Source organism: Streptomyces sp. NPDC047043 (assembly GCF_040644055.1).
Taxonomy (GTDB): Bacteria; Actinomycetota; Actinomycetes; order Streptomycetales; family Streptomycetaceae; genus Streptomyces.
In genome coordinates this window covers 190,183-201,283 of sequence record NZ_JBEYVO010000007.1, presented here as the reverse complement: position 1 = coordinate 201,283, position 11,101 = coordinate 190,183, and the positions used below count along the sequence as shown (strand labels likewise).

At 72.1% G+C, this 11,101-nt stretch carries 9 protein-coding genes; 5 read left to right on the top strand and 4 right to left on the bottom strand.

Annotated elements, in window-relative coordinates; translation table 11 throughout:
• The first annotated feature begins 142 nt into the window (after positions 1-142).
• Genes ABZ880_RS13140 through ABZ880_RS13130 form a run of 3 tightly spaced genes read left to right on the top strand, consistent with a single transcriptional unit; the run spans position 143 to position 3,147 of the window.
• Complete coding sequence (locus ABZ880_RS13140; protein WP_361260842.1) at positions 143-1,096, top strand: ATP-binding cassette domain-containing protein; 954 nt, start codon at positions 143-145, stop codon at positions 1,094-1,096.
• Entirely contained in the window at positions 1,093-1,887 is a 795-nt protein-coding gene (locus ABZ880_RS13135) for an ABC transporter permease (protein WP_361260840.1), read from the top strand. Before ABZ880_RS13140 ends, ABZ880_RS13135 begins: the two co-directional genes overlap by 4 nt.
• 33 nt (positions 1,888-1,920) lie before the next feature.
• Positions 1,921-3,147 (top strand): cytochrome P450, encoded by a 1,227-nt coding sequence (locus tag ABZ880_RS13130; RefSeq protein ID WP_361260838.1) that lies wholly within the window; start codon positions 1,921-1,923, stop codon positions 3,145-3,147.
• Here ABZ880_RS13130 and ABZ880_RS13125 read toward each other — a convergent pair.
• Genes ABZ880_RS13125 through ABZ880_RS13110 form a run of 4 tightly spaced genes read right to left on the bottom strand, consistent with a single transcriptional unit; the run spans position 3,137 to position 8,764 of the window.
• A complete protein-coding gene (locus ABZ880_RS13125) occupies positions 3,137-6,235 on the bottom strand; it encodes a BTAD domain-containing putative transcriptional regulator (protein ID WP_361260836.1) in 3,099 nt (1,032 codons plus the stop codon). The two genes, ABZ880_RS13130 and ABZ880_RS13125, sit on opposite strands and share 11 nt — an antisense overlap.
• Positions 6,236-6,244: 9 nt before the next feature.
• On the bottom strand, positions 6,245-7,006 hold the full coding sequence (locus ABZ880_RS13120; protein ID WP_361260834.1) for an FAD:protein FMN transferase: 762 nt from the start codon (positions 7,004-7,006) through the stop codon (positions 6,245-6,247).
• A 5-nt stretch (positions 7,007-7,011) separates the two neighbouring features.
• On the bottom strand, positions 7,012-7,413 hold the full coding sequence (locus tag ABZ880_RS13115) for an FMN-binding protein (protein WP_361260832.1): 402 nt from the start codon (positions 7,411-7,413) through the stop codon (positions 7,012-7,014).
• 13 nt (positions 7,414-7,426) lie between these two features.
• Positions 7,427-8,764: a ferredoxin reductase family protein gene (locus ABZ880_RS13110; RefSeq protein ID WP_361260830.1), complete on the bottom strand. Its 1,338-nt coding sequence runs from the start codon at positions 8,762-8,764 to the stop codon at positions 7,427-7,429.
• Positions 8,765-8,916: 152 nt separating this feature from the next.
• On the opposite strand from ABZ880_RS13110, the gene ABZ880_RS13105 reads away from it, so the two are divergent.
• Both ABZ880_RS13105 and ABZ880_RS13100 read left to right on the top strand, forming a co-directional pair.
• Positions 8,917-9,606, top strand: coding sequence for a response regulator transcription factor (locus ABZ880_RS13105; RefSeq protein ID WP_361260828.1), 690 nt, complete (start codon positions 8,917-8,919; stop codon positions 9,604-9,606).
• Positions 9,603-11,060: a HAMP domain-containing sensor histidine kinase gene (locus tag ABZ880_RS13100; protein ID WP_361260826.1), complete on the top strand. Its 1,458-nt coding sequence runs from the start codon at positions 9,603-9,605 to the stop codon at positions 11,058-11,060. Before ABZ880_RS13105 ends, ABZ880_RS13100 begins: the two co-directional genes overlap by 4 nt.
• Positions 11,061-11,101 lie beyond the last annotated feature (41 nt).

Below are 11,101 nucleotides of genomic sequence, written 5' to 3'. Positions count from 1 at the left end.
TCATCCGTGTCGGCCACCACCGCTGACCTGCTTCTCTGCTGGGGGTCCGGGGGTCATCCCCGGGAATGACGCAGCAGCCCACCCGTCCCGCTGAAACCGCCGTGAAGCCGCCCTGAATCCGGCCCCCCGCAAGCTCTGCGGCATGAACCCGACGACAACCGCGATCGAGGCCACCGGCCTCCACAAGGCATACGGCGACAAGCTCGTCCTCGACGGCATCGACCTGCACGTCCCGCGTGGCACGATCTTCGCCCTGCTCGGCCCGAACGGCGCCGGCAAGACCACCACCGTCCAGATCCTCTCCACCCTGATCCGCGCCGACGGCGGCACGGCCCGGGTCGCCGGGCACGACGTGGCCGCCACCGCGCAGTCCGTGCGGGCCGCGATCGGCGTCACCGGCCAGTTCTCCGCCGTGGACAACCTGATCACCGGCGAGGAGAACATGGCCCTGATGGCGGACCTGCATCATCTGGACCGCGCCGAGGGCCGCCGTATCACCGCCGAGCTGCTGGAGCGCTTCGACCTCACCGAGGCCGCGAAGAAGCCCGCCGCCACCTACTCGGGCGGTATGCGCCGCCGCCTCGACATCGCGATGACGCTCGTCGGCTCCCCCGAGGTGATCTTCCTCGACGAGCCGACGACCGGCCTCGACCCGCGCTCCCGGCACACCATGTGGCAGATCATCCGCGATCTCGTCGACGGCGGGGTCACCGTCTTCCTCACCACGCAGTACCTGGAAGAGGCCGACCAGCTCGCCGACCGCATCGCCGTCCTCAACGGCGGCCGCATCGTCGCCGAGGGCACGCCGGACGAGCTCAAGCGTCTCGTCCCCGGCGGCCACGTCCGGCTCCGCTTCCTCGACCCGGCCGAACTCGCCCGCGCCGCCCAGGTGTTGGACGTGGGAACACGGGACGACGAGGCGCTCACCCTCCAGGTCCCGGGCGACGGCAGCGTCCACACCCTGCGCGCCCTGTTCGACATCCTCGACGGCGCCGCCATCACGGTCGACTCGCTCACCGTCCACACCCCCGATCTCGACGACGTCTTCTTCGCGGTCACCGGCCGCCCCGACCACGAGAAGGTGCAGGCCCGATGAGCACGAACATCCAGACCCTCCACACCCGCGACTCGCTCACCATGCTGCGGCGCAACCTGCTCCACGCCCACCGCTACCCCTCGATGACGCTCCAGGTCGCGCTCATCCCCGTCTTCCTGCTGCTGTTGTTCGTGTACGTCTTCGGCGACGCGCTCGGCACCGGGATCGGCCGGGGCGGCGGCCGCACCGCCTACCTCGCCTATCTCGTCCCCGGCATCCTGCTGATGACCGCGGGCACCGGAGCCGTGCCGACCGCGGTCGCCGTGTGCACGGACATGACCGAGGGCATCGTCGCCCGTTTCCGCACGATGGCGATCTCCCGGGCGTCGATCCTGGTCGGCCATGTCGTCGGGTCGGTCATCCAGACGGTGATCAACCTGGTGCTGGTGACCGCGGTCGCCCTCGCCATCGGCTTCCGCCCGAACGCGGGCTTCCTGGAGTGGTCGGCCGCCATCGGGCTGCTCGTCCTCTTCGTCCTCGCGCTGACCTGGCTCTCGGTCGGCCTCGGGCTGGTCAGCAAGACGCCCGAGGGGGCCAGCAACGCCCCGCTGCCGATCTCGTTCCTGCTGCCCTTCGTCAGCAGCACCTTCGTACCGGTCGACTCGATGCCGTCCTGGATCCGCTGGTTCGCCGAGTACCAGCCCTTCACGACCGTCATCGAGACGGTACGCGGACTGCTCACCGGCACGGAGATCGGCCACAACGGCTGGATGGCCGTGGCGTGGAGCGTGACCATCGCGGTCCTCGGGTTCGTGTGGTCGCTCCGCCTCTTCGACCGCGACCCCAGCTGACACTCACGCCAACTACCAGGAAAGGAAAGCGACATGACCTCCGACGCCCTCCACCTCACCCCCGAACTCGTCGAGAACCCCGTCGGCGCCTACGCCGAGCTCCGCTCCCGCGCCGGCCTCGGCCACGTCGTCCTCCCCGGTCTGAACACCCCCGTACGACTGGTCACCCGCCACGAGGACGTGAAGGCCGCGCTCACCGAACCGCGGCTGGTCCGGGACAGATCGACCGTCCCCGACTCCGAAATGCCGGACCCCCAGGCCGAGTTGCTGGCTCAGGGCGCAGACGGCCTCCCGCCGGAGTACGCCCAGTACCTCTCCGGACACCTGGCCCTCTTCGACGGCGACGAGCACAACCGCCGCCGCAGCCCCCTCACCCGCGCCTTCACGGCCCGCCGGGTGGCCGCACTCCGCCCCTTCGTGGAGAAGACGGCACGAGAGCTCATCGAGGCCCTCGCCGAGCGCGAACAGGCCGATCTGGTGGCCGAGTTCGCCTACCCGCTGAGCACGGCCGTCATCTGCGCCCTCGTCGGCGTGGACGCGGCCGACCAGGACAACGTCTGCGGCTGGATCCGCGACTTCGCGTACGGCGACGGCAGCCGCGTCCTCGAGGGGCTCGGCGGAGTCGTGGACTACACGAAGGACCTGGTCGCCCGGCGCCGTACCGAACCCGCCGACGACCTGGTCTCCGCCCTGCTCGCGGACGGCGGGATGACCGACGACGAGATCGTCACCGTCTTCTTCCTGCTGATCAACACCGGCATCACCCCGCCCGCCCTGTTCCTCGCCCACGCTCTGCTCGCCCTGCTGGACCACCCCGATCAGCTGTCACGACTGCGCGCCGAGCCGGCCCTGATCAGCCGCGCGGTCCCGGAACTCCTGCGCTACGTCACACTGGTCCGCATGGGCGCCACCCTGTACGCCACCGAGGACTTCGTGTTCGCGGGCACGCGGCTGCGGAAGGGCGAGGCGGTGACGGTAGCCCTGTTCGCCGCCGACCACGACCCGGTGGCCTACGACAACCCCGAACGCCTCGACGTGACAAGGGAGTTCGGCCGCGGCGACGGCCATCTGGCCTTCGGTCACGGCCCGCACTACTGCATCGGCGCGGCGCTCGGCCGGCTGGTGACGGGCGTGGTCTTCGAAGAGCTTCTCGTACGGCGGTCAGCGGCACCGGAGTTGGCCGTGGACCGCGCCGAGGTGCGGTTCGGACACTGGCCCGGCGACGGCTTCCACCTGCTGAGCCTGCCCGTCAGGCTGTGACCCGCAGCAGGCGGAGGGCGGCTTCCCGAAGCCCCTCCGCGTCCAGGGCGGCGTACGAGGACACCGCGTCCTCGTAGGCCGCCTTGTCGGCGTTCTCGGCGTCCTCGCGGGCGCGGGCCGAGGACATCGTGGGCTGGAAGTTGCGCAGGGCGCGGAAGCGTTCGGCGAGGGCGGTCAGACGGGCGCCGCGAGCGCTCTCCCCGTCGGCCAGGGAGACCGTGCCCAGGGCGAGCAGCAGCGCCCCGCAGACCGGGAAGTCGACGGTGACGTAGTGCGGGGCGGCCGTCGGGCGGGTCAGCAGGGCGGCGAGACGGTCGGGCAGCGCGGCGGCGAGCGGGGCGACAAGGTGGGTGCGGCCGTGCCGGGCGTGCGCGGTGAGGGCGACCGACTGGAGCTCCAGCACCCAGCCCTCCATGACGAGTTCGTCGCCGAAGACCGGACTCGAAGTGCGTTCCAGCCGCTCCAGGGCCCGGCGCCACAGACCGAGCCCCGTCTCGACGTCGCCGCGCGCGAGGGCGATCTCGCCGCGGGCGCCCAGGTCGGGGGTGAAGGCGTCGGCGGCGTTGCTCTCAGGCTGGTTCCGCAGCGCCTCCTCGAGCCAGTGCTCGGCCGCGTCCAGGTCGCCGATCTGCAGGTTGGCGAGCATGAGGCCCCATCGCATGCCGATCGTGTCGCTCCACTCGCCGAGGCCCTCCAAGGCGTCGAGTGCGCGCTCCATGTGCACCAGGGCCTCGCCCCCGCGCTCGGTCTGCAGGCACAGTTCGGCGAGTCGGGAGGCCGGCCAGATCCGCAGCAGCGGGATGTCCCCGTCGCCGAGCGCCTCGACCATGCGGCGGGCGGCGGCGAGGGCGAGGTCCGGCCGGTGCTCGCTCTCCCACACGTAACTGGCGACGCAGTTGGCGACGCCCGCGAGCAACGGCTTGTCGCTGTCGCACAGTTCGGCCAGCGCGTCATGGTCCGCGAGCACGTGCGGGAAGGCGCACAGCACCGCCGCCACCGCCCGCACCATCGTGTCCGGTTCCGCGGGCGGCAGCCGGCGCAGGGTGACCAGGGTGCGGACGGCGCCCGGTCCGACGCCCAGGAACAGGTTGGCGGTCAGCAGGGCGGCGGCGGTGCGGGCCGGCTCGACGTACTCGGGGCCGGGCCGGTAGTGGGACAGGGGCCGGGCGGCGTCCTCGGTGAGGGCGATCATCCGGGGGTAGTTGGTCTCGGTGGTCCACAGGCCACCGAGTACCGCGGTGACCGTGGCGACGGTGTCGAGGTCCTCTCGGGCGAGCGCGAGCCGTAGTGCCTGGACGAGGTTGTCCTGTTCGGCGCGGATCTGCTGCCAGGACGCGAACGGATCGGTGCCGAAGGGAGCGTCGTGGTGGGCGACGCCGAACCCCCTTGCCCACTCCAGGAATCGCTCGGTGACCGCCGCCTCCCGGTGCACGGCGGCGAACTCACGGACCGTCTCCAGCATGCGGAAACGGGCACCGTAGGTCGTGTCGGCGACCTTCAGCAGGGACTGGTCGACAAGGTCCTCCAGGATCTCCAGGGCATCGCCGACGAGTTGCTCGGCCGCCTCCGCGGTGAACCCGGCCGGGAAGACGGACAGTGTGGCCAGGGCGGAGCGCGCCGGCTCGTCGAGGAGGTTCCAGCTCCAGTCGACCACGGCGTGCAGGGTGCGGTGCCGCTGCGGGGCGTCCCGGGAACCGCCCCGCAGCAGCGCGAACCGGTCCTCCAGACGCCGGGCGATCTCGGCGACGGACATCACCCGCACCCGGGCCGCGGCGAGTTCCACGGCCAGCGGCAGCCCGTCGAGGCGGCGGCACAGGGCGGCCACGGTGTCGGCGGGCAGGTCGACGCCCGGGCGGGCGGCGCGGGCGCGCTGCTCGAACAACTCGACGGTGGTGCCGGGATCCAGCTCGGGCAGCGGATGGACGGTCTCGGAGGACAGCCCGAGGGGTGCCCGGCTGGTGGTGAGGATCCGCAGGTCCCGGGTCCTGGACACCAGGGCCTGGACCAGCTCGGCGACGCCGCGCACCACCTGCTCGCAGTTGTCCAGCACGAGCAGCGCGGATCCGGAGCCGAGGGCACCGACGATGCCTGCGACCGGATCGGCGCCGGAGGCGTCCAGCGCGGCGGCGACCTCGGCGGCGACGTCCGCGTCGTCGCGGACACCGGCGAGCGGCACCAGGTGCACGACCCGCTGCTCGGCGTCCCGGGCGACGGCACTCGCGAGCCGTGTCTTGCCGAGGCCGCCGGGTCCGACGACGGAGGTGACGCGGGCGCTGTGCAGCAGCCGGGTCACGGCGGCGACGTCGGCATCCCGGCCGAGCAGCGGGTTGGGCTCGTGCGGTACGCCGCGCCGCACGACCGGTGCCTCGCCGCGCAGGAGCTCCTGGTGCAGTTCCTGAAGGGCCGGTCCCGGGTCGGTGCCGAGCTCGTCACGCAGACGGCGCCGGTGGGTGTCGTACGTGGCCAGGGCGACGGCGGCGCCCGCGGTGGCCGACTGGCAGCGCATCAGCTCCAGCAGGAGCTCCTCGTCGCGGGGGTGCGCGGCGGCCAGTTCGGCGAGCGGTCCGCCGGCCTCGTCCCGGTGGCCGGTGCGGGACAGTGCGAGCGCACGGGAGCGAGCGAGGGCGTGGTGGGTGACGGCCCGGGCGGCACGGAGCTCACCGACGGGATCGCCCAGGGTGCCCGCTTCGTCGACCGCCGCCCCGTCCCACAGCGCGAGCCCCTCCTCGGCCTCGGCGAGGGCACCCGCGTGGTCCCCGGCCCGTGACTTCTCGGCGGCCGCGGCGGCGAACAGCAGGACGGCGGCGGAGTCGACCTGGTCCTCGCGCAGGGTCAGCCGGTAACCCGTGGGCGTACTGGCGATGACCTCGGCGCCGAGTTGCCTGCGGGCCCGCGACACCAGGATCTGCAGGGCCTTCGTCGGGTTCTCGGGCTGCTCGTCCGGCCACAGCCCGTCCACCAGCCGCCCCGCACCGCACCCCGCCCGCAACTCCCCCGCCAGCAGCGCGAGCAGCCCGCGCAGCCGGGGCGCGGTGATCTCCTGCCCCCGGTGGGAGACGGACGACAGCAGCGTCAACTCGATGGTCACCGCGCCAGGTTAGCCATGCGGTCGGGCAGCGGCCGACGGCTCCGGTACGGCAGGGAACCCCTCCGTCCGCAGCACCTGTCCCCCGGCGTCCACGGCGAACACCTCGCAGCCCGGCAGCGAGGCCGCCCACCCGATGCCCTCGACGCCCATCGCGAAGGCCGCCGTGGCGACCGAGTCCGCCTCCGTCAGGGAGGACGCGACGACCGTCAGGCTCAGCAGCCCGGTCGCCGGGCGCCCCGTGCGGCCGTCGATGATGTGGTCGCCGCGCTCGTAGCGCGCGGAGGTGGCGACCGCCCCCTCGGTGAGCTCTAGGACGGTGCACAGCTTGTCGGCGTGTTCGGGGTGCCGTACGCCGACCCGCCAGGGACCGCCGGCGGCGACCACGTCACCGCTGGCGTTCAGGACGAACCTCTTCGCGCCGGCCGCCTGCAGCAGCTCCGCCGCCCGCTGCACCGACCAGCCCTTGACCACCGCGCAGGGGTCGAGGCGCCGGCCGGGCAGCCGCACGTCGAAGGCGCCGCCGGTCGCGACCCGGTAGTGCTCGCACAGGTCGAGGACCTCGGTCAACTCATCGCTGAGTTCGCCGAGTTGCAGCTCGCCCCGGTCGTAGCGGCACACCTCGCTGTCCGGCTTGAACGGGCTGAACCGGGCGTCGACGTCGCGCAGCCACGCGAAGACCGCGTCGGCGGCCGACGCCCCTCTTTCCTCGAAGCCCTCGTCGTCGACGCGGAGCGAGACGGGGAAGCCCATGACGTGTTCGACGCGGTGCATTCCGATCAGCCCTTCGCGTCGATCGCGGCCTGGAGGGACTCCTTGTAGCCGTCACTCGTGATCGTCGCACCCGACACGGTGTCGATGTCGGCGCTCTGCGCCTTCAGCGTCTCCGCGACCAGCTTCGGTACGGCGGCCGTCGTCTGCGGATGGTTCGGCTGCTGCAGCATCTTCACAGCCGTGATCTTGTCGCCGGAGAAGGTGGCCTGGACCTGCACGGGGCCCTTCTCCGTCTTGATCGTCGTGCCCTTGACGACGGTGCCGGAGGTGGTGCCCGAGGAGGCGGACGCGGACGGCGTCGAGGCGGTCTCGGTGGTGGACGTCGTACCGCCGATCGAGGGCTCGTAGCGCCAGACCGGGACCAGGCCCGCGATGCTCAGGACGACGACAGGTATGGCTCGCTTCATTGTTTCCCGTCCCTCATCCAGCCAGGCTGAAGCGCTCGAAGTGCGTCTGCTGCTTGGGCACGCCCAGGTCCGACAGGCTGCGCAGCACCGCGTTCATCATCGGCGGCGGCCCGCACAGGAAGACGTCCCGGTCGGCGATGTCCGGCACCAGTCGCGCCAGCTCGCGCGGCGCCAGCCGGTCGGGGACGGGCGGTCCGGTGATCAGGTGCAGCTCGGCGCCCTTGGCCACCGCCAGCTCGCGCAGTTCGTCGTAGAGGACGGCGTCGCGGTCGGAGGAGACGCGGTAGATGACGACCGCGTGGCCCTCGATGTCCTCCAGGATGGCCCGGATCGGGGTGACCCCGACGCCGCCGGCGATCAGCAGGGACTCCGGCTTCGTGCGGTGCAGCGTGGTGAAGGCGCCGTACGGGCCCTCGGCGAAGACGCGTGTGCCGACCTTCACATGGCGCAGGGCGGCGCTGCCGTCGCCGGCCGCCTTGGCGGTCAGGCGCAGGGTGCGGCCGTCGGGGGCGGCGGAGAGGGAGAAGGGGTTGGCCTGCCACCAGCGGTCGCGGGTCAGGAACCGCCACATGAAGAACTGGCCGGCCTTGGCGGGCAGCTTGTCGAGGTCGCGGCCGGTGATGTGGATCGAGACGACGTTGTCGGACTCGGGGACGACGGCGGAGACCCGGAACTGGTGGCGGGTGTTGCGCCACAGCGGCAGGATCAGCCGGCCCAGGACGACCGCGCCGAGGGCCACGCCCCACACGCCGTACCAGTACGTCTTCGCGGCGGACGACGAGGTGAACGTCGTACCGACCGCTACCTGGTGCGTGAAGGCGAGCACCACGGCGACGTAGGTGTACAGGTGGATGAAGTGCCAGGTCTCGTAGGCGAGGCGGCGGCGGGCGTAGCGGGCCGAGACGGCGCCGACCACGATGATGATGCCGAGCGCGACGATCGCGCGGAGCACGCCCTCGGTGGTCTCGGCGAGGTCGACGAGCTCGCTGACGGGGCCGACGCCCGCGCCCTCGGCGTAGCCGAAGCTGATGAAGACGGCGTGCGCGAGCAGCGTCCACAGCAGCGCGAAGCCGGTCCAGCGGTGCCAGGAGGTCAGCCGGTCCATGCCGATCCGGCGGTCGAGCCAGGGCAGCCGGGCCACCAGCACCAGCTGGAAGGCCATGACGAGGGCGCCGTAGAGGCCGGTGAGGCGGCCGATGACGATCAGGGCGTTGGAGGCGAAGCCCGCTTCGGCGAAGAAGTAGGCGACCACGGCCGCGTTCGCGGCCAGTACGGCGTACAGGCCCGTGCGGGCCACCACCCTGGGCCGTATCGCCGTGGGGGGCGCGGGGGGCGATTGGACGGTCGTCACGGGTCGGCAGCTCCTTGATCGGGTCCTGGGTAACCGAGCTTGGCTGGCGGGAGCTGTCGAGAACCTGTCGGACTACTTACAACTACTTATCGATGTTCCGGCTGTGTGCCGGACCACATGGTCCGACCAGCCGCGTGACGCACTATGAGCGGGTGGAAAAAGTACGCCTCCTCGTCGTGGACGACGACCCGCCCATCGCCGATCTCGTCGCGACCGTCGCCCGCTACGAGGGCTGGGACGCGGTCACCGCGAACTCCGGTGAGGAGGCACTGCGGCTGGCCGGCGACTTCCACCCGGACATCGTGGTGCTCGACCTGATGCTGCCGGACGTGGACGGCTTCGGCGTGCTCGACCGGCTGCGGCGCTCCGGGACGATGGTGCCCGTCGTGTTCCTCACGGCGCGGGACGGCGTCGCCGACCGGGTGGCCGGGCTGACCCGGGGCGGTGACGACTACCTGGTCAAGCCGTTCGCGGTGGAGGAGCTGATGGCCCGGCTGCGCACGGTGCTGCGGCGCAGCGCCGGGCCCTCGTTCCAGCGCTCGGTGCTGCGGGTGGCGGACCTGACGATGGACGAGGACACCCGCGAGGTGCGCCGCGGCGACAAGCTGCTCACGCTCACGCCCACCGAGTACGAGGTGCTGCGCTTCCTGATGCGCAAGTCGCCGACCGTGATGACCAAGGCGCAGATCCTCGACCATGTGTGGGAGTACGGCTTCGGGGGCCGCTCGAACGTGGTCGAGCTGGTCGTCAGCCGGCTGCGCCGCAAGCTCGACGACACGGGTGAGCCGCTGATCCAGACGGTGCGGGGCTTCGGGTACGTCATCCGGCAGGCCGCCGAGTGATCCGCCGGCTGCTGCGGTCGTACCGCAGGCTGCGGCTGGGCACCCGGCTGGCGCTGGGGCTCGGGGCGCTGGCCCTGGTGGTGTTCGCCGTCGTCGGCACGGCCCTGACGACGTACATGCGGGACTACCTGTCCAACCAGCTCGACGACCAGCTGGGGCTCGCCCAGGTCGCCCAGTCCAAGAATGTCGCGGAGACCGGCACTCTCCAGGGCAAGAAGTACTGGGGCTGGTACTACGCCGTGTACGACGTGTCGGGCGACAGCGCCGTGCTCCGCAAGCCGGAGGAGACCACCGACCTCCCCTCCGACATCGCCCCCCTCACCTCCCTGGCCAAGGCCCAGGCCGCCGCGGACACCGAGATCCTGCGCACCGCGAACCTCACGGGTGATGGCGACTACCGGCTGCGCGCCTGTGAGGTCAAGCCCGGTGTGGTCCTGGTCAGCGGCGCGCCGATGGCCGACATCGACGACACGGTTCGGCGGCTGATCACGGTCCAGGTGGTCGCGTTCGGGCTGGCGCTGCTGGCGCTGGTGGTGTTCGGCCGCAGGATGCTGAAGCGCGGTCTGAACCCGCTGAGCGACATGGCGCACACCGCCCACGGCATCGCCTCGCACGACCTGACGGAGTCGGCGGCGAGGCTGCCGCTGCGCGCCGACAAGCGGGGCGGCAGCCCGGAGGTCGAGGAGCTGCGCACCGCGTTCAACACCATGCTGGAGCACATCGACGACTCCCTCGCGGTCCGCGCGGAGGCGGAACAGCGCCTGCGCCGTTTCGTCGCGGACGCCTCGCACGAGCTCCGTACCCCGCTGATGTCCGTACGGGGCTACGCGGACCTCTTCCAGTACGCCGCCGCCAACGCCCCCGAGGAACGCGACAAACACCTGGCCCGGCTGCGTGCCGAGGCCGCCCGCATGGGCGTGCTCCTGGACGACCTGCTGCTGCTCGCCCGCCTGGACGCGGCCGAGGTGGACGCACCGCTGCGGCTGGCCGACACCGATCTGGTGGACCTGGTCGAGCAGGCGGCCGACGCCTTCCGCGCGAGCCACACCGGCCACCCCCTGACGGTGACGGCGAACCCGGACACGCTGCGGCTGCGCGTCGACCCCCAGCGCATCCGCCAGGTCCTGGACAACCTGCTCACCAACGCTGCCGTGCACACCCCGGTCGGCACGAAGGTGTCGGTGACGGTGACGGCAGCCAAGGACACCGCCTCGGTGCAGGTGGCCGACGCGGGTCCCGGCATCCCGGCCGCCGACCGCGAGCGGGTCTTCGACCGCTTCTACCGCGTGGACAAGGCCCGCAGCCGCGACCGCGGCGGCAGCGGTCTGGGCCTCGCGGTGGCCGGCTCCCTGGTCTGTGCCCACGGCGGCACCATCGAGCTGAGCAGCGAGCCGGGCGCGACGGTGTTCACGGTGTCCCTCCCCCTCGGCGCGGCAGGTCTTACGGACCCGTGACGTGACGGGCGCGCACCGCCGGTCCGCGGGGTCTGCGGCCC